Origin of the sequence: Pseudomonas sp. KD5 (genome assembly GCF_012932895.1) — a bacterium.
GTDB lineage: Bacteria > Pseudomonadota > Gammaproteobacteria > Pseudomonadales > Pseudomonadaceae > Aquipseudomonas.
Genome location: NZ_JDWJ01000010.1, coordinates 293138 through 311516, shown reverse-complemented (window position 1 = coordinate 311516; position 18379 = coordinate 293138). Strand labels below are relative to the sequence as shown.

13 protein-coding genes and 1 rRNA gene are annotated in these 18379 nt (G+C 60.1%); 10 read left to right on the top strand and 4 right to left on the bottom strand.

The annotated features are described in order from the left end of the window. Window positions 1-87: 87 nt before the first annotated feature. From rrf to AF70_RS22665, 7 genes are all read left to right on the top strand, one after another. Window positions 88-203: ribosomal RNA gene (rrf, locus tag AF70_RS22695) — 5S ribosomal RNA — on the top strand. A gap of 156 nt (window positions 204-359) precedes the next feature. After that, window positions 360-3812 carry an exodeoxyribonuclease V subunit gamma gene (gene recC, locus AF70_RS22690; protein ID WP_028939942.1) on the top strand — a complete coding sequence of 1151 codons (3453 nt, stop codon included), beginning with the start codon at window positions 360-362 and terminating at the stop codon, window positions 3810-3812. Next, window positions 3809-7498, top strand: coding sequence for an exodeoxyribonuclease V subunit beta (gene recB, locus AF70_RS22685; protein WP_028939941.1), 3690 nt, complete (start codon window positions 3809-3811; stop codon window positions 7496-7498). The genes recC and recB overlap by 4 nt, the downstream gene beginning before the upstream one ends. Continuing rightward, on the top strand, window positions 7495-9603 hold the full coding sequence (gene recD / locus AF70_RS22680; protein WP_028939940.1) for an exodeoxyribonuclease V subunit alpha: 2109 nt from the start codon (window positions 7495-7497) through the stop codon (window positions 9601-9603). The genes recB and recD overlap by 4 nt, the downstream gene beginning before the upstream one ends. Before the next feature lie 118 nt (window positions 9604-9721). Next, window positions 9722-10297 (top strand): YfiR family protein, encoded by a 576-nt coding sequence (locus AF70_RS22675; protein WP_028939939.1) that lies wholly within the window; start codon window positions 9722-9724, stop codon window positions 10295-10297. Next, window positions 10294-11562 carry a diguanylate cyclase domain-containing protein gene (locus AF70_RS22670; RefSeq protein WP_028939938.1) on the top strand — a complete coding sequence of 423 codons (1269 nt, stop codon included), beginning with the start codon at window positions 10294-10296 and terminating at the stop codon, window positions 11560-11562. Before AF70_RS22675 ends, AF70_RS22670 begins: the two co-directional genes overlap by 4 nt. A gap of 56 nt (window positions 11563-11618) precedes the next feature. Continuing rightward, window positions 11619-12071, top strand: coding sequence for an OmpA family protein (locus AF70_RS22665; protein WP_172901212.1), 453 nt, complete (start codon window positions 11619-11621; stop codon window positions 12069-12071). Here the strand turns inward: AF70_RS22665 and AF70_RS22660 are convergent. Next, window positions 12068-13015, bottom strand: a complete 948-nt coding sequence (locus AF70_RS22660) for a LysR family transcriptional regulator (RefSeq protein WP_028939936.1) — start codon at window positions 13013-13015, stop codon at window positions 12068-12070. The genes AF70_RS22665 and AF70_RS22660 overlap by 4 nt on opposite strands. A gap of 163 nt (window positions 13016-13178) precedes the next feature. Between AF70_RS22660 and AF70_RS22655 the strand changes: the two genes are divergently transcribed. Both AF70_RS22655 and mmsB read left to right on the top strand, forming a co-directional pair. After that, window positions 13179-14696, top strand: coding sequence for a CoA-acylating methylmalonate-semialdehyde dehydrogenase (locus tag AF70_RS22655; protein WP_019582620.1), 1518 nt, complete (start codon window positions 13179-13181; stop codon window positions 14694-14696). 10 nt (window positions 14697-14706) lie between these two features. After that, window positions 14707-15594, top strand: coding sequence for a 3-hydroxyisobutyrate dehydrogenase (gene mmsB, locus AF70_RS22650; protein ID WP_019582621.1), 888 nt, complete (start codon window positions 14707-14709; stop codon window positions 15592-15594). Between the two features lie 95 nt (window positions 15595-15689). Here mmsB and AF70_RS22645 read toward each other — a convergent pair whose 3' ends face one another. After that, entirely contained in the window at window positions 15690-16034 is a 345-nt protein-coding gene (locus AF70_RS22645) for a cupin domain-containing protein (protein WP_007900627.1), read from the bottom strand. Between the two features lie 155 nt (window positions 16035-16189). Beyond that, complete coding sequence (locus AF70_RS22640; RefSeq protein ID WP_028939935.1) at window positions 16190-17074, bottom strand: LysR substrate-binding domain-containing protein; 885 nt, start codon at window positions 17072-17074, stop codon at window positions 16190-16192. 94 nt (window positions 17075-17168) lie between these two features. Between AF70_RS22640 and AF70_RS22635 the strand changes: the two genes are divergently transcribed. Continuing rightward, window positions 17169-17933, top strand: coding sequence for a sulfite exporter TauE/SafE family protein (locus AF70_RS22635; RefSeq protein WP_028939934.1), 765 nt, complete (start codon window positions 17169-17171; stop codon window positions 17931-17933). Here the strand turns inward: AF70_RS22635 and AF70_RS22630 are convergent. Next, window positions 17923-18237: a putative quinol monooxygenase gene (locus AF70_RS22630; RefSeq protein ID WP_028939933.1), complete on the bottom strand. Its 315-nt coding sequence runs from the start codon at window positions 18235-18237 to the stop codon at window positions 17923-17925. The two genes, AF70_RS22635 and AF70_RS22630, sit on opposite strands and share 11 nt — an antisense overlap. Window positions 18238-18379: the final 142 nt, after the last annotated feature.

The following is an 18379-nucleotide window of genomic DNA, read 5'->3' as shown; positions in this document are numbered from 1 at the left end:
AAAGTTCGCAACCATTCACAAAAGCCGCACAAACTATCGCATACCCAATTTGCTGAAGCGTCGAAAGACGGTTCGGTACCCGAATTTCTTGACGACCATAGAGCATTGGAACCACCTGATCCCATCCCGAACTCAGAAGTGAAACGATGCATCGCCGATGGTAGTGTGGGGTTTCCCCATGTGAGAGTAGGTCATCGTCAAGATTAAATTCCGAAACCCCTATCTGCGTATGCAGGTAGGGGTTTTGTTTTGCCCGCAGAAAAGTTCGTACAGCAAGATCGGAACGGTCCCGGCTGTCACGGTCTGCCGACAGTGCTAAGGTTCGGCCCTAGCTTTTGTATTTTCCCAAGGAAGCCTTTATGCCGGACGCTACGTCCCTCAGTGCTGGTTTTATGGTGGTTCACGGCAACCGCCTGGACGAGCTGCGCAGCCTGGTGGTCAGTTGGATGCGGCGCTACCCGCTGGCCCCCTTGGAAAATGAAATCGCCCTGGTGCAGAGCAACGGCATCGCCCAATGGCTGAAGCTGGCACTGGCCGAGGACCCTGAAGATGACGACATGGGCGGCTGCGGAATCGCCGCAGCCATCGATGTGCAGTTACCAGGCAGCTTCATGTGGCAGCTCTATCGCATGGTGCTGGGACGTGACGAAATCCCGGCCAAGTCCCTGCTCGATAAAGCCCCGCTGACCTGGCGCCTGATGCGTCTGCTGCCACAGTTGATCAACCAACCGCACTTCGAACCCCTGCAGCGCTTCCTTACGAATGACACCGACTTACGCAAACGCTATCAATTGGCGGAGCGGCTGGCCGATCTATTCGACCAATATCAGGTGTACAGGGCGGACTGGCTCGAAGACTGGGCAGAAGGCCGTCACCAATTACGAAATGGCAGAGGCGAAGCCAAAGCCCTGACTCCGGCCAACTGCTGGCAAGCAGAGCTGTGGCGTGCGCTGTTGCTGGATGTCGGTGCACAAGGCATGGCGCAAAGCCGCGCGGGTGTCCACCAACGCTTTATCGAGCGTATCAATAGTCTCGACAGCGCGCCCAGTGGATTGCCTTCCAGGGTGATTGTTTTCGGGATTTCTTCACTGCCAGCTCAAGCCTTGGAAGCACTTGCCGGGCTGGCTCGATTCAGTCAGGTCTTGCTGTGCGTACACAACCCATGTCGCCACCACTGGGCGGACATCGTCGCCGATAAAGACCTGTTGCGGCATCAATACAAGCGCCAGGCTCGCAGGCACGGCATGCCGGTTGTGCTTGATCCGCAAACGCTCCATCAGCATGCCCACCCGCTATTGGCGGCGTGGGGCAAGCAGGGGCGGGACTACATCAATCTGCTCGATAGTTACGACGATCCCAACAGCTATCGCTCGGCATTTCGCGATGGGCGCATCGACCTTTTCAGCGATAACCAGCCTCAGAGCATGCTCAATCAGTTGCAGGATGACATCCTGGAATTGCGCCCCCTGAACGAAACTCGCGAGAGTTGGCCTGCAGTCGATCTGACAAAGGACGAATCGATCCGTTTTCACATCGCCCATAGTGCTCAACGCGAAGTGGAGATTCTCCACGATCAGCTGCTCGCACGATTCAGTGCTGATCCAGACTTAAGGCCTCGCGACGTGATCGTGATGGTTCCAGACATCGACAGTTACGCCCCCCACATCCGCGCTGTCTTTGGTCAGCTTGATCGCCACGACCCACGCTTCATTCCCTTCACACTCGCGGATCAAGGCCAGCGCGGCAGGGACCCGCTACTGATCGCTGTCGAGCATCTGCTCAAGCTGCCCGACAGTCGTTTCCCCGTCAGCGAAATTCTCGATCTGCTGGACGTTCCGGCATTACGCGCTCGATTTGGCGTAGAGGAACGTGACCTGCCGACCTTGCACCGCTGGATCGAAGGCGCAGGTATCCGTTGGGGGATGAATGCCGAGCAGCGTGCGGGTCTGGGCCTGCCGGAAGAACTGGAGCAAAACAGTTGGCGTTTCGGCTTGCGACGGATGTTGCTCGGTTATGCCGTGGGCAGCGCCAGTGCCTGCGAGGGTATTGAACCCTACGACGAGATCGGTGGCCTGGATGCTGCGCTCATAGGTCCTTTGGTCGCACTGCTGGATGCACTGGAGATTGCCCACCAGGAGCTCACCCAACCTGCGCCGCCCAAACTCTGGGGCATCCGCTTGCAAGCACTGGTGCAGTTGTTCTTCCAGGCCAGTAACGAACATGACGACTATTTATTGGCCCAGCTCGAAGAGCTGCGCGAGACCTGGCTTGAGACCTGCGAATCAGTAGGCTTGCAGGACGAGTTACCGCTGACCGTAGTCCGTGAAGCCTGGCTGGCTGGCCTCGACCAAGGTCGCTTGTCTCAGCGCTTCCTCGCTGGTGCCGTCAACTTCTGTACCCTGATGCCCATGCGAGCGATCCCGTTCAAACTGGTCTGCCTGTTGGGCATGAATGACGGCGATTACCCCCGCGCGCAGCCGCCGCTGGACTTCGACCTGATGGGCAGCGACTACCGGCCCGGCGATCGTTCCCGGCGCGAAGATGACCGCTATCTGTTGCTAGAAGCCTTGTTGTCGGCGCGGGACCAACTCTATATCAGCTGGGTCGGCCGCAGTATTCGGGACAACAGCGAGCGCCCTGCCTCGGTATTGATCGGACAGTTGCGTGACCATCTCGCCAGCGGTTGGCGATTGCACAATGACGATGATGATCTGCTTGAGTCCATGACTCAGGAACATCCCCTGCAACCCTTCAGTGCACGCTACTTCCATGAAGGCGATGATTTGTTCAGCTACGCCAGCGAGTGGCAGGTACTTCATCAGTCCAGCGGTATGACGCCTGCCATCGAGGTTCTTGAGCCCTACATTCAGGACGAGCCGCTGAGCCTGGGTCAGTTGCAGGATTTTCTGCGCAATCCGGTACGGCATTTTTTCAGTCAGCGACTCAAAGTGTTCTTCGAGGCTGCCGAAGCGCCTTTGGCGGATGAAGAGCCATTTGTACTCGACGCGCTGCAACGCTATAGCCTCAGCGACAGCTTGCTCGAAGCAGCACTCGGGCAATTGGACCAAATCGATCAGGTACTGGAAGCGCAGGCGAAACGCCTGCAGAACAGCGGGCTCTTGCCCATGGCCGGTTTCGGCGAATGTCTGCAGCGAGAGTTGATCGAGCCATTGCCGGATCTGTTGCAGCGCTATCAGCAGCTCCTGGCGTTATGGCCGACCCCGCTCACCAGCGCGTTGCCGGTGAGTCTGGAACTGCATGGGCTGCGCCTGGAGGGCTGGCTCAGTAGCCTGCATCAACGCGCGGACGGTGGTTTGCTATCGGTCACCACGATTCCCAACAGCATCGGTTCGCTCAAGACCCGTAAATGGCATCGCCTGACGCGGCCATGGGTCAACCATCTGGTTGCGTGCGCCAGTGGTATGGCGATGACCACTGCCTTGGTGGCGAGCGATGACAGTTTATTGCTCGGCCCAATGGAGGAGGCGGCAGCATCCAGGCTTCTGGGCGATCTGTTGCTGGCCTGGCAAACGGGCATGCGCCAGCCGTTGCCGATTGCCGTAAAAACAGCTTTCGCCTGGCTGGCTCAAACCGATCCGGTCAAGGCTGACGCTGCCGCCCGCAAGGCCTATGAAGGCGATGGCCAGACCACTGATGGTGAGCGCCGCGAAAGCCCGGCACTCGCTCGGCAATACACCGACTACGATGTTTTGATTGCCGACGAGACCTTCCCCGATTGGTGCGACGCTTTGTATCGGCCGCTGCTTGAGGCTCCCTGGTGTTCATTGACCAGCGAGGAGGCGCGCTCATGACCACGAAAACACCGCTGGCCCTGGCATTCCCCTTGCGTGGCAGCCAACTGATCGAAGCCAGCGCCGGGACCGGCAAGACCTTCACCATTTCTGCGCTGTACTTGCGTCTGGTCCTTGGCCATGGCGACGAGTCGAGTGGTTTTGGCCGTGAGTTGCTGCCGCCGCAAATCCTCGTGGTGACCTTCACCGATGCCGCGACCAAAGAACTGCGCGAACGTATTCGTACGCGACTGGCTGAAGCTGCGCGTTTTTTCCGCGATGAGACACCGGCGCCGGATGGCCTGATTGCCGAGTTGCGCGAGCAATACCTCCCTGAGCAGTGGCCAGGCTGTGCAAACCGCCTGGACATCGCCGCCCAGTGGATGGATGAAGCGGCGGTATCGACCATCCACAGTTGGTGCCAGCGCATGCTGCGCGAACATGCATTCGACAGTGGCAGCCTGTTCACCCAGACCCTGGAAACCGATCACAGTGATTTGCTTGGCGAAGTCCTGCGCGACTACTGGCGACTGTTCTGCTATCCGATGCAAGGCGATGCGCTGAATTGGGTTCGCGGTAACTGGGGTGGCCCGGCAGCATTGTTGCCGCGAGTGCGTGGGTTGTTCGCCAGCGAGCGTGACAGCGTTGAAGGTAAAGAACCTGCCGAGTTGATCGCCGAGTGCCTGGAGGAACGGCGGGCCGCGTTGCTTGAGCTCAAGATGCCCTGGCGCCAATGGGCCGATGAGCTGCTTGCCATCTGTCATCAGGGCGTCGCGAGCAAAAGCGTCGATGGTCGCAAGATGCAGGCGCGCTACTTCGAACCCTGGTTCGAAAAGCTCCGGGCCTGGGCCGAAGACGAATCTCTGGAGCAACTGGACATTGGCACCGGCTTCACTCGCCTGACTCCCGATGGCATGGCTGAAGCCTGGAAAGGTGAAGCTCCTCGTCATCCCGGTCTCGATGCGATGCCCGGCCTCAAGGCCAGTCTCGATGGCTTGCCGACCCCCGATGCCGCCGTGCTGCAACATGCCGCCCACTGGGTCGGTGCTCGGTTCGAGGAAGAAAAGCGTCGTCGCGCGGAAATGGGTTTCGATGACATGCTGCTGCGTCTCGATGCGGCGTTGCAGTCCGATGGCGGTGAGCGTCTGGCGACCTTGATCCGCGAGCAGTTCCCGGTTGCGCTGATCGACGAGTTTCAGGACACCGACCCGGTGCAGTACCGAATCTTCGAGAGCATTTATCGCATCGAAGACAACAACCCTGAATCGGGCCTGTTCCTGATCGGCGACCCGAAGCAGGCGATTTATGCCTTTCGCGGTGCCGATATTTATACCTATCTGCGCGCCCGGCAAGCCACCACTGGCCGCCTGCATACCCTGGGTACAAATTTCCGTTCCAGTCATGGCATGGTGAACGCGGTGAACCATGTGTTCGAGCGCGCCGAATCTCGTGAGCAGGGGCGCGGCGCGTTCCTGTTCCGGGAGAAGAGTGGCGAGAACCCGGTACCGTTTCTGCCCGTGGAGTCCCAAGGGCGCAAAGAAGTCCTGCACATTGAGGGGCAGGTTGTGCCTGCCCTGAACATCTGGCATTTGTCCTCTGACCAGCCACTGTCTGGCGTGGTGTATCGACAACAATTGGCCGCCGCCTGCGCCAGTGAGATCACTGCGTTGCTCAATGGCGGTCAGCAGGGGCGTGCGGGCTTCATACAGGATGGTAAGGGTCTCAGAGGCCTGCTGCCGGCGGATATCGCGATTCTGGTGCGCGACGGCAAAGAGGCCCAGGCCGTGCGCGGCGAACTTTCCGCTCGCGGTGTGCGCAGTGTTTACCTGTCAGACAAGGACTCGGTATTCGCCGCGCAGGAGGCCCATGATCTGCTGACCTGGCTCAAGGCCTGTGCCGAGCCGGATGTCGAACGTCCCCTGCGTGCCGCGCTGGCCTGCATCACGCTGAACCTTTCACTGGCTGAACTGGAGCGACTGAATCAGGACGAACTGGCCTGGGAAGCACGGGTCATGCAGTTCCGCGGTTACCGCGAGCTCTGGCGCAAACAGGGCGTTCTGCCCATGTTGCGGCGATTGCTACATGATTTTCAGCTGCCCCAGGCGTTGATCGCGCGCAGCGATGGTGAGCGGATATTGACCAACCTGCTGCACTTGTCCGAGTTGCTGCAGCAGGCCGCCGCTGAACTCGATGGCGAGCAAGCTCTGATCCGTCATTTGTCCGAGCATCTGGCGTTGTCTGGTCAGGCTGGCGAAGAACAGATCCTGCGCCTGGAAAGCGACGAGCAACTGGTCAAGGTCGTGACCATCCACAAATCCAAAGGGCTTGAATATCCGTTGGTGTTTCTGCCGTTCATCTGCTCGGCAAAACCGGTGGATGGCAGTCGTCTGCCGTTGTATTACCACGATGCCACGGGTAAGGCACAGGTGAGCTTGAAGCCGACAGCCGAGTTGATCGCCCAAGCCGACGATGAACGTTTGGCTGAAGACCTTCGTTTGCTCTATGTGGCCCTGACCCGGGCACAACATGCGTGCTGGCTGGGTGTGACTGATCTCAAGCGCGGCAATAACAACGGCTCGGTCCTGCACCTTTCGGCATTGGGTTATCTGCTGGGCGGTGGTGCGCCATTGGCTGAGTCGGCAGGGCTGCGTCGTTGGCTGGAAGACCTACAGCAAGAGTGTGCGGCGCTGAACTACGGTGAAATGCCTGATGCGACCGCCGAGCATTACCATCCGCCACGCAATGAAGCGACGTTGTTGGCCCCGCTGATACCCCGGCGCAAGGCCAGTGAAAACTGGTGGATCGCTTCTTACAGCGCCCTACGCATTGGTGACAGTCTGAGCGTGGGCAGTGACGAAGCACCGGAGAGCGCGCAAGCACAAAAGCTCTTTGATGACGAACGCCTTGATCCTGAAGCGCCACGAGAAGTCGCCGCTGGCGGCGCAGATATCCATCGATTCCCTCGTGGTCCGAACCCCGGCACTTTTCTTCATGGATTGCTCGAATGGGCCGGTGACGAAGGTTTTGCCGCTGCACCGCAAACCGTGGAAGACGCGATCGCCCGTCGCTGCAACCGCCGTGGCTGGGAAGGCTGGATCACCACGCTGAGCGGCTGGCTGCAGCACTTGCTCAAATCCCCATTGCACATCGGTGGCGGGCAGGCGCCGGTGGTGTTCGAGCAACTGACTCAATACCGGGTCGAGATGGAATTCTGGTTCGCCAGTCATAAAGTCGATGTACTCAAGCTCGATGAGCTTGTGCGTCAATACACCCATCACGGCGTGGCCCGGGTGGCCGCCGAACCGGTGCTGCTCAATGGCATGTTCAAAGGCTTCATCGACCTGACGTTCGAGCATGAAGGCCGTTACTACGTCGCTGACTACAAATCCAACTGGCTGGGCGTCGATGACGCAGCCTATACCGAGCAGGCCATGGAGCAGTCGATTCTCGATAACCGTTACGACCTGCAATACGTACTGTACCTGCTCGCCCTGCATCGCCAGCTTAAGGCTCGGCTGGTCGATTACGATTACGACCGACATGTTGGTGGGGCGTTGTATCTGTTTCTTCGCGGTACTCGAGCGGCCAGCCAGGGTGTGTATTTTGCCCGTCCGCCACGGGAGCTGATCGAGCGCCTGGACCGGTTGTTCCAGGGCAAGCCAGAGCCCAAGGCCGAACCTGCCTGGGAACAGGGAGTATTGCTATGAGTCGCACTTTCGCCGATTTGCTGCCTACGCCGTTGGCGGCCGAAAGTCTGGCGGACCTGGCCCCGTTGAGCCGCGCTGATGACTTGTTGCTGCTGCTCACGCGCTGGGTTGAACGCGGCTGGCTGCGGGCGCTGGACAAGGCCTTCGTCGCGTTTCTCCACGAGCTCGCTCCCGACGATGATCCGCTGGTGCTGCTGGCCGCCGCGTTGATCAGTCACCAACTGGGCCACGGTCATGTCTGCCTGGATCTGTTCGAAACACTGAAAGAGCCGGATTTTGCCTTGTCGCTGCCGCCAGAAGGTGATGTGCAAAGCGGGGCGATGTTGCTGCCGTCGCAATTGCTTGAGGCGCTGGACGGTGCCCATTGGTGCAAGGTCCTGGCGTCCAGTCGTCTGGTGGCTCTGGCCGTCGATGGGCGTGAGGCTGCGCAACACCGGCCGTTGGTGCTGTCGGGCAAGCGCCTGTACCTGCGCCGCTACTGGGCTTACGAACGGCGCATCGACCACGCGCTGCGCCAGCGCCTGGCGGCACACGAAGCAACGCCGGGTGATTTGCCCCAACGCCTGACCGGTCTGTTCGGTCCAGCCAGGCTTGATGACGTGATCGACTGGCAGAAGCTCGCGTGTGCCCTGGCTACCCGAAGTGCATTCAGCATCGTCACCGGCGGCCCGGGAACCGGCAAGACCACCACGGTTGTGCGCTTGCTTGCATTGCTCCAGGCACCCGCAGTGGAGGCCGGTAAACCGCTGCGTATTCGTCTCGCGGCACCCACCGGCAAAGCTGCCGCACGATTGACCGAGTCCATCAGCCAGCAGGTTCAAACCCTGAAAGTGCCTGAAGCGGTGCGCGAGAAGATCCCGTCGGATGTGACCACCGTGCACCGTTTGCTCGGCAGTCGCCCCGGCACCCGGCATTTCCGTCACCACGCCGCTAATCGCTTGCCGCTGGATGTATTGGTGGTGGACGAAGCCTCGATGATCGACCTGGAAATGATGGCCAACCTGCTCGATGCGTTGCCGCCCCATGCCCGTCTGGTGCTGCTCGGTGACAAGGATCAACTGGCGTCGGTCGAGGCCGGTGCCGTACTGGGCGATCTGTGTCGAGATGCCGAAGCCGGTTGGTACAGCCCGCAGACCCGCCAGTGGCTGGAGGCGGTCAGCGGTGAAAGCCTCGATGCCAGCGGTTTGCGCGAAGACACCCACGGAGTGCATCCACTGGCCCAGCAAGTTGTGATGCTGCGCCACTCACGGCGCTTCGGCGAGGGTAGCGGCATTGGTCAGTTGGCTCGTTGGGTCAACCAACAGCATCCCGAGGACGCGCGCAAGTTATTGGCCGCTGCAAGTCATGACGACGTATTTTCCCTGCCCCTCAAGGGTGAGCAGGACCGGGCGCTGGAGCGCTTGTTGCTCGAGGGCCATGGCGGGGGGCCGCAAGGTTATCGGCATTACCTGAGTCTTTTGCGCAGTCAGCGACCACCGCTCGACCGCCCGCTCGACGATCCATGCTGGGCCGATTGGGCTCGCGTGGTGCTGCAGGCCTTCGACGCTTTCCAGCTGTTGTGTGCCGTACGCAAAGGGCCTTGGGGCGTGGAAGGTTTGAATCAGCGCGTGACCGACGCACTGCTCAAGGCACGGCTGATCGACAGCGATCATCAGTGGTACGAAGGTCGGCCCGTGCTGATGACCCGCAACGACTATGGCCTGGGTTTGATGAACGGTGACATTGGCATTGCCCTCAAGCTGCCGGAGCGTGAAGGCCCGGAGGCCGGACGGCACGTGCTGCGTGTGGCCTTCCCGCGTAATGATGGGCAGGGCGGTGTGCGCTTTGTCCTGCCTAGCCGACTCAACGATGTCGACACGGTGTATGCCATGACCGTGCACAAATCCCAAGGCTCGGAATTTGCCCATACGGCGTTGATACTGCCGGATGCTTTGAATCCTGTGCTTACCAAGGAACTGATCTATACCGGGATAACCCGGGCCAAAGACTGGTTCACCCTGATTGAGCCTCGAGCCGGCGTATTCGAAGAGGCCGTGCGGCGCAAGGTCAAGCGCTTGAGCGGGTTAATGCTGGAGCTGGAAGAGGGGGCCTGGCCGAGCCATTGAGGGGCGGGTGGCAGACGCCGGAATCTGTCCGATGTGCCGTGGTGCGTCGCCTCGCTGGTGTTTCAGTGCTGTGCTATCGTTGCGGCATCATTTTGTTGCGATCGTAGAGAATTCCTGCATGAAGTTGGCTGTCTGGGCGACAGAGCGCGTCGTTGGCTGCAAACAAGTGCTGCTTGCCGGCCTCCTCTGTTTGTTGACGGGCGTTGCCTGTGCTGAGTCGGAAACTATCGTGAGCAAAGCCGACCAACGTGCCAGGTCGGTCACTCAGGTGGTACTCGGGATCCTCAGTTATGCCCGATGGCCTGTTGAGCCCCAACAACTGCGTCTGTGCGTGGTCGGTCCCACTGAATACACCGACGACCTGGTCAAAGGCACCACACAAGCCACGGGTCGACCGGTTACTGTACGACGGTTGCTGGCCGATAATCCGGTCATCGCCAGTGAATGCGATGCGGTGTACATCGGCAAGCTGACCGGCGATGAACGCAGTCGGCTATTCGCCTCGTTGACGGGACGCCCGGTGGTGAGCATCAGCGAAGGCGGCGATCAATGCACTGTTGGCAGTCTGTTCTGTCTGCGGGTCGGTGATGAGCAGGTGTCCTTCGAGGTCAACCTCGACTCGGTCGCCCGCAGCGGTGTGCGTATTCATCCCAGTGTGCTGCAACTGTCGCGCCGCAAGCCGGCGGCGCCATGAGTCTATTCAAACCTCGCATACGTCCGACCCTGGGGTCGGTTATCGGTCGTGGACATTTGATCGTCGCCCTGGTGGGTGTGGCCATGGCCAGTGTTTCACTGACCCTGCTGGGTGTTCTGGCTTTGCGGGTCTATGCCGATCACAACCTGCATCTGATTGCCCGTTCGATCAACTACACCGTGGAAGCCGCGGTGGTGTTCAACGACAAGGCCGCCGCCACCGAAGCGCTGGCATTGATCGCGTCCACTGAAGAAGTGGCTGATGCACAAGTGATGGACGAGCAAGGCGAGTTGCTCGCACGTTGGCAACGACCGGAAACGGGGTGGCTCTCCGATCTTGAAATGCAGATTGCCCGAACGATTCTGGAAAAACCCATCAGCATGCCGATCACTCATCAAGGTCGGGAAATCGGCAGCATCTTGCTCATCGGTCACGGCGGCAGCCTGATGCGCTTTTTGCTCAGCGGTCTGGTCGGAATCGTCTTGTGTACCGCTGTCAGTGCCTGGGTAGCGCTTTATCTGGCGCGTCGGCAATTGCGAGGGATCACCGGCCCGTTGCGCAGCCTGGCTGCCGTGGCTCACGCCGCCCGTAGCGAGCGTGCTTTCGACCGGCGCGTACCGCCCGCCGACATTGCCGAACTCGACAACCTGGGCAACGACTTCAATGCTTTGCTCGACGAGCTCGAGTCTTGGCAGACCCATCTGCAAAGCGAAAACGAAACCCTGGCCCACCAGGCCAGCCATGACAGCCTTACCGGGTTGCCGAATCGGGCGTTTTTCGAAGGCCGCCTGATGCGCGCCTTGCGCAATGCAGGCAAGCTGGATGAGGGAGTGGCCGTACTGTTTCTCGACAGCGACCGGTTCAAGGAGATCAATGACAACTTTGGTCACGCTGCCGGTGATGCGGTGCTGATCGCCGTGGCGACCCGGGTTCGTGCGCAGTTGCGTGAAGAGGATCTGGTTGCGCGTCTGGGCGGCGATGAGTTTGCCGTGCTGTTGACGCCGCTGCACAAGATAGAAGACGCCGAACGGATTGCCGACAAAATCATTGCCAGTATGGACGCGCCAATCCTGTTGCCGGGCGGTACCCAGGTGTTGACTTCACTCAGCATCGGCATCGCCGTGTACCCGGATCATGGGCTTACGCCCGGTGCGCTGCTCGATGCTGCAGATACCGCGATGTATCAGGCCAAACGCCTTTCCCGAGGCGCTCACCACACGGCAGGGTCGGAGCACTCTGTCGTCCATCTTCAAACCAGGAGCTAATTTTTGTGTTCACATTCACTCAGCGTTCTCTGCGATTTTTTACGATTAGCTTATTCATGACCTTGCTGGCATTGACCGGTTGCCAGACGACACCGCAGAAAGGACTGACCCCAGCGCAGATCGCTGTACTCAAGCAACAAGGTTTCGAGATGACGGATGAGGGCTGGGCCTTCGGCCTGTCCGGCAAAGTGCTGTTCGGTAGCGATGTCGAACACCTCAACCCTGCCAGTACCCAGATCGTCGAACGCATTGGCAAGGCGTTGTTGGGCGTGGGAATCGAGCGGGTGAGGATTGACGGCCATACCGATGCCTCGGGCGAGGAATCCTATAACGAACAACTTTCCCTGCGTCGCGCGAAAAGCGTTGAAGCGGTATTGGCCGCTGTCGGCATAAAAGAACAAAACATCCAGCTACGCGGCCTGGGCAGCAGCAAGCCCGTCGCCTCCAACGCCACCGCGGCCGGGCGCACCGAGAACCGCCGGGTGTCGATCGTGGTGAGTGCCGATTAATCGGCGAACACCATCTCCCGACTTTCCCCCATCAACAGCGCCTGATTCTGCTCGGTGACGGTACGGATGTAATCCCACAACAAGGTAATCCGCTTGAGCTTGCGCAGGTCCTCCCGGCAGTACATCCAGAACTGCCGGGTGATGGTGATCTCTTGCGGTAACACCGGCAGCAACCGCGGGTCCTGAGCCGCCAAAAAGCACGGCAGAATCGCCAGTGACCGTCCTTGCTGCGCCGCCACGAACTGCGCGATCACACTGGTGCTGCGCAGATTGGCACTGGCACCGGGCAGCACATTCGCCAGGTACAGCAGCTCCGAGCTGAACGCCAGATCGTCCACATAACTGATGAATTGATGCTTGCTCAAATCTGCCGGACGGCGGATCGGTGGGTGCTTGTCCAGATAATCCTGGGTCGCGTACAGCTGCAATCGATAGTCACAGAGTTTGCAGCAGACATAAGGGCCGTGTTCCGGCCGCTCCAGCGCAATGACGATGTCTGCCTCGCGCTTGGACAGGCTGATGAAGTGGGGCAGCGGCAGGATGTCCACCGAGATCGCCGGGTAGGCGTCGACGAAATGGCTCAGCTGCGGGGTGATGAAAAAGCTGCCGAACCCTTCGGTACAGCCCATGCGCACATGCCCGGACAACGCGACGCCTGAGCCCGAGACCTGCTCGCAAGCCATATGCAGAGTGCTTTCGATCGACTCGGCGTAACCCAGCAGACGCTGGCCTTCAGCAGTCAGGACGAAGCCGCTGGTGCGGGACTTCTCGAACAACAGCGTACCTAACGAGGTCTCCAGCGAACTGATGCGTCGCGACACGGTGGTGTAGTCCACCGCCAGGCGCTTGGCTGCGGTGCTGGCCTTGCGAGTACGGGCAACTTCAAGGAAAAACTTGAGGTCATCCCAGTTCAACGAGCCTAAAGACGTGATGTTTTTTTGCATGATGGACCGGCTTTTATGTGCGTTCTTATTAGAAGTTTGCACATCTATACTCCAAAAACAGTCCGACAACCAAATCGCGACACACGCCTCATCTCAAGGCGACTTTCTCGCCTTGGCTCCCAAGATAGCTCTCTAAATAAGAACAACGTCCCGGAGACCCGACATGAACGCATCGCTAGAAACCACCGTACAAAAGGTCAAGTTATTGATCGATGGCGAGTGGGTCGAATCCCAGACCACCGAATGGCACGACATCGTCAATCCGGCGACCCAGCAAGTGCTGGCCAAAGTCCCCTTCGCGACCGCTGCTGAAGTCGATGCAGCCATCAGCGCCGCCCATCGCGCCTTTCAGACCTGGAAGCTGACGCCAATCGGCGCGCGGATGCGCATCATGCTCAAGCTTCAAGCGCTGATTCGCGAGCACTCCAAGCGTATTGCCGTGGTGCTCAGCAATGAGCAGGGCAAAACCATCGCCGACGCTGAAGGCGATATCTTCCGTGGCCTGGAAGTGGTCGAGCACGCTTGCTCCATCGGCAGCCTGCAAATGGGCGAGTTCGCCGAGAACGTCGCAGGCGGTGTCGATACCTATACCCTGCGTCAGCCGATCGGCGTCTGCGCCGGCATTACCCCTTTCAACTTTCCGGCGATGATTCCGCTGTGGATGTTCCCGATGGCCATCGCCTGCGGCAACACCTTCGTGCTCAAGCCTTCCGAGCAGGATCCGATGTCGACCATGCTGTTGGTGGAACTGGCGATTGAAGCCGGCATTCCGCCAGGTGTGCTCAACGTCGTTCATGGTGGCAAGGATGTGGTGGATGCGCTTTGCACCCACAAGGACATCAAGGCTGTTTCGTTCGTCGGTTCGACCGCAGTCGGCACGCATGTCTACGATCTGGCCGGCAAACACGGCAAGCGCGTGCAATCGATGATGGGGGCCAAGAACCACGCCGTTGTGCTGCCCGATGCCAACCGCGAGCAAGCGCTCAATGCACTGGTCGGCGCCGGTTTCGGTGCGGCCGGGCAACGCTGCATGGCCACCTCGGTGGTGGTGCTGGTGGGCGCGGCCAAACAATGGCTGCCGGATCTCAAGGCGCTGGCGCAGAAACTCAAGGTCAATGCCGGCAGCGAGCCAGGCACTGATGTGGGTCCGGTGATTTCCAAGCGGGCCAAGGCACGGATTCTCGAGCTGATCGAAAGCGGGATCAAGGAAGGCGCCAAGCTGGAGCTGGACGGTCGCGACATCACTGTTCCGGGCTACGAGCAGGGCAACTTTGTCGGCCCGACCCTGTTCTCTGGCGTAACCCCTGAGATGCAGATCTACACACAGGAAATTTTCGGCCCAGTGCTGGTAGTGCTGGAAGTCGACACCCTCGATGAGGCCATCGCTCTGGTCAACGCCAACCCGTTCGGCAACGGCACGGGTCTGTTCACCCAGAGCGGTGCGGCGGCGCGTAAATTCCAGTCGGAAATCGACGTTGGCCAGGTCGGCATCAACATCCCGATCCCGGTGCCGGTACCGTTCTTCAGCTTTACCGGTTCCCGTGGTTCGAAGCTCGGCGACCTCGGTCCGTATGGCAAGCAAGTGGTGCAGTTCTACACTCAAACCAAGACCGTCACTGCACGTTGGTTCGATGACGACAGCATCAACCACGGTGTGAACACCACCATCCACTTGCGCTAAGGAGCCGGACATGAAAATCGCTTTTATCGGTCTCGGCAACATGGGCGCGCCGATGGCGCGCAACCTGATCAAGGCCGGCCATTCGCTGAACCTGTTTGACCTCAATCAAACCGTGCTGGCCGAACTGGCTCAACTCGGCGGCACCATCAGCACTTCACCGAAGGAAGCGTCGAAAGACGCGCAACTGGTGATCACCATGTTGCCGGCGGCGGCCCATGTGCGCAGTGTCTGGCTGGGTGAAGACGGTGTGCTGGCGGGCATCGCCAAAGGCGTGCCAGCGGTGGATTGCAGCACCATCGATCCGCAGACGGCGCGAGATGTTGCCGCGGCGGCCGCAAAGCAGGACGTGGCCATGGCCGATGCCCCGGTTTCCGGTGGCACTGGCGGTGCAGCGGCCGGGACGCTGACCTTCATGGTCGGCGCCACGCCTGAACTGTTCGCCACTCTGCAACCGGTGCTGGCGCAGATGGGCCGCAACATCGTCCACTGCGGCGAAGTCGGCACCGGGCAAATCGCCAAGATCTGCAACAACCTGCTGCTGGGGATTTCCATGGTTGGTGTCAGCGAAGCCATGGCGCTGGGCAGCGCCCTGGGTATCGACACAACCGTGCTGGCGGGCGTCATCAACAGTTCAACCGGGCGTTGCTGGAGTTCGGAGATGTACAACCCGTGGCCGGGCATCGTCGAAACGGCGCCGGCCTCGCGCGGTTATACCGGCGGTTTCGGTGCTGAACTGATGCTCAAGGATCTGGGGCTGGCCACTGAGGCGGCACGTCAGGCGCACCAACCGGTCGTGCTCGGCGCGGTGGCCCAGCAGTTGTATCAGGCGATGAGCCTGCGTGGGGAAGGGGGCAAGGACTTCTCGGCGATCATCAACAGCTATCGCAAACCCCAATAAGGGGATTGTGGTGAGGGAGCAAGCTCCCTTGTCACAGAGTTCATGCATGCCTTTTTACCGAGAGACCACGTCGGGTGGTCTCTCGGTTTTTTGCATCAGGCAAACACGAAATATTTGCGCACGGTTTCAACCACTTCCCACGTGCCTTTCATCCCCGGTTCGATGACGAAGATGTCACCGGCGCGCAGGTGGATCGGCGCCATGCCTTCCGGGGTGATGATGCAGTAGCCTTCCTGGAAGTGGCAGTATTCCCACTTCACGTATTCCACATACCATTTGCCCGGCGTGCAGATCCAGGTGCCCATGATCTTGCTGCCATCTTCGCTGGTGTACGCGTTGAGGTTGACGGTGTGCGGATCGCCTTCGAGCTTTTCCCATTTGCAGGCGTCGAGTACGGGCAACGGGTGAGTGTCGCGAAGAACGGTAATCGGTGCGGTCATGTGGACTCCGGGCCTTGGAATATAGAAAGTGGTACTGAAGAACTGAAGTCGCACCCTATAGCGCCCATGCTCCGCTCAGTTGTCTGTATTCGACATCGAGCTGTCCAGAAACGCGCAAACGCTCAAAGATTTTCCGGCGGGCAAAAACCTGCCCCTCAGGGCAGAGTCAAGGCGCTCAGCAAGGCCTGGGCATAACGGGGCAGTACGGTGAAGTCCCGGGCGCACAGCAACAGTTTGCGGCGAGCCCACGGCTCTTCCAGTGCAACGCTTTTGAACGGCGTTTCAGCCGGCCAGCGTTCGACCGCCGCCAAGGGCACGATCGCCAGCCCCGCTCCCCGGGCGACCATGCGCATCACGCCCTCGAAACCATCGGCGCGGATGCGGACCTGCATCCGCAAGCCGCTGTGCAGGGCCTGTTCTTCCAGGTAAATGGCCAAGGCGCTGTTGGCGTTCAGACCGACGTAATCGTGGTGCAAAGTGGCGCTGAAATTTAGCGGTCCGGTGTCGGCCAAGGGGTGATCACGCGGCAGGATCAGCACCAGCGGATCGTCGCGGAAATAGCGGGTTTGCAGGCCGTCGGTATCCACGGCGTCGGATACGATCCCCAGGTCTGCTGCGCCCTGGCGCAAGGCGTGGGTGATGCGTGTGCTGGGCAGTTCCTGCAGGTCGATGTCGAGGTTCGGATGGTCGCGCAGAAAGTCCGCCAGCAATTCCGGCAGGTACTCGGTGATCGCAGTGGTATTGCACAGCAACCGCACCTGGCCTTTGACGCCTTTGGCGTATTCGACCAGGTCCTGGTGCATGCGCTCGGCCTGTTGCAACAGGACTCGGGCGTGCTGCGCCAGCGCCTTGCCGGCCGGAGTGGGGCTGACACCGCGGCGACCTCGCTCCAGAAATTCGATGCCCAGTGAAGCTTCCATCGCGCGGATTCGTGCACTCGCCGCCGCCAGTGATAAATGGCTGCGGGCGGCACCGGCGGTGATGTTGCCGGTGTCGAGGATGTTCAGGTAGAGGCGCAGGTCGGTAAGGTCGAAGTGCATACAGTGTCCCGGATCATTTGCCTCTTGTAGAGCAAGAGGCAGCCTCAGTATATGGCAGATTTTCAAGGCACCGTTCAGGGCCCACGATAGCCCCATGAATACACTTGCCGCGTTCTATCAACATCTGGGCTTGGTCCTGTCCTTATTGATTGTCGCCACCTTCCTGCTGGCCGGGATGATCAAGGGCGTGATCGGCCTCGGCCTGCCGACCATTGCCATGGGCTTGCTCGGTCTGGCTATGGCGCCATCGCAGGCTGCGGCGTTGTTGATCATTCCCGCGACACTGACCAATGTCTGGCAACTGGCATTCGGCGGTCATTTGCGCGGGTTGCTCAACCGGTTATGGCCGATGTTGCTGGCGATTTTCATCGGCACTGGTGCTGGCACAGTGTGGATCGGCATGGCCGGTGGACATTGGGTGGTACGGGGGCTGGGGGCGGCGCTGTTGATCTACGCCTTGAGCGGGTTGTTCCTGCCGACCTTGCGCGTCGGCGGTCGCACCGAGCGTTGGCTCGGTCCGCTCTGCGGTGTGCTGACGGGCGTCATCACCTCGGCCACCGGTGTCTTCGTGATTCCGGCGGTGCCTTATCTGCAAGCGCTGGGCTTGAACAAGGATGAACTGGTGCAGGCGCTAGGCCTGTCGTTCACTGTCTCGACTCTCGCGTTGGCCGCCGGCCTGTTATGGCGCGGCGCCCTCGGCGGTGGCGAGTTGAGCGCGTCGCTGCTGGCGCTGATCCCGGCGGTGCTCGGCATGTTGCTGGGGCAATGGCTGCGCCAGCGGATCAGCGCCGTGTTGTTCAAGCGCGTGTTCTTCATCGGCCTCGGCGTGCTCGGCGGCCACTTGCTGATCAGCGGCTAGCGGACGATGTGCTGAGCATTTCGATCGGGCGGATATCGAAATCCCGCTCCAGATACTCCATGCGCATGTCGAGGAACTGCTTCATATGGGGCAGGTTCGAGTGCACGTCCAGATGGGCCTGGGATTGCCAGATCTCGTAGAAGATAAACAGCGTCGGGTCCTGTTTGTCGCGCAGCATGTGGTACTCGATGCAACCGGGTTCGGCGCGACTCGGTTCGACATAGGCACGGAAGAACGCTTCGAAGGCCTCGGCTTTTTCCGGGCGGGTCTTGGCGTGCAGGATGAAGCCTTGCAGTTCGCTCATCAGAATCTCCTAAACAGTCAGAATCGGCGCAAGTTTATGGCAACAATCGCTTGTGGATTCGTGCGTATAGGTCAAATGAATTTTGCGGATGGAGCGCTTATTCCGCGCGAGGCTGATCGTTAGGCTGCCGCCATCGATTCCA

Bases quoted from the DNA above. Each gene is read 5' to 3' on its own strand.
- recC (WP_028939942.1), top strand. From the start codon at position 360: ATGCCGGACGCTACGTCCCTCAGTGCTGGTTTTATGGTGGTTCACGGC.
- recB (WP_028939941.1), top strand. From the start codon at position 3,809: ATGACCACGAAAACACCGCTGGCCCTGGCATTCCCCTTGCGTGGCAGC.
- recD (WP_028939940.1), top strand. From the start codon at position 7,495: ATGAGTCGCACTTTCGCCGATTTGCTGCCTACGCCGTTGGCGGCCGAA.
- AF70_RS22675 (WP_028939939.1), top strand. From the start codon at position 9,722: ATGAAGTTGGCTGTCTGGGCGACAGAGCGCGTCGTTGGCTGCAAACAA.
- AF70_RS22670 (WP_028939938.1), top strand. From the start codon at position 10,294: ATGAGTCTATTCAAACCTCGCATACGTCCGACCCTGGGGTCGGTTATC.
- AF70_RS22665 (WP_172901212.1), top strand. From the start codon at position 11,619: ATGACCTTGCTGGCATTGACCGGTTGCCAGACGACACCGCAGAAAGGA.
- AF70_RS22660 (WP_028939936.1), bottom strand. From the start codon at position 13,015: ATGCAAAAAAACATCACGTCTTTAGGCTCGTTGAACTGGGATGACCTC.
- AF70_RS22655 (WP_019582620.1), top strand. From the start codon at position 13,179: ATGAACGCATCGCTAGAAACCACCGTACAAAAGGTCAAGTTATTGATC.
- mmsB (WP_019582621.1), top strand. From the start codon at position 14,707: ATGAAAATCGCTTTTATCGGTCTCGGCAACATGGGCGCGCCGATGGCG.
- AF70_RS22645 (WP_007900627.1), bottom strand. From the start codon at position 16,034: ATGACCGCACCGATTACCGTTCTTCGCGACACTCACCCGTTGCCCGTA.
- AF70_RS22640 (WP_028939935.1), bottom strand. From the start codon at position 17,074: ATGCACTTCGACCTTACCGACCTGCGCCTCTACCTGAACATCCTCGAC.
- AF70_RS22635 (WP_028939934.1), top strand. From the start codon at position 17,169: ATGAATACACTTGCCGCGTTCTATCAACATCTGGGCTTGGTCCTGTCC.
- AF70_RS22630 (WP_028939933.1), bottom strand. From the start codon at position 18,237: ATGAGCGAACTGCAAGGCTTCATCCTGCACGCCAAGACCCGCCCGGAA.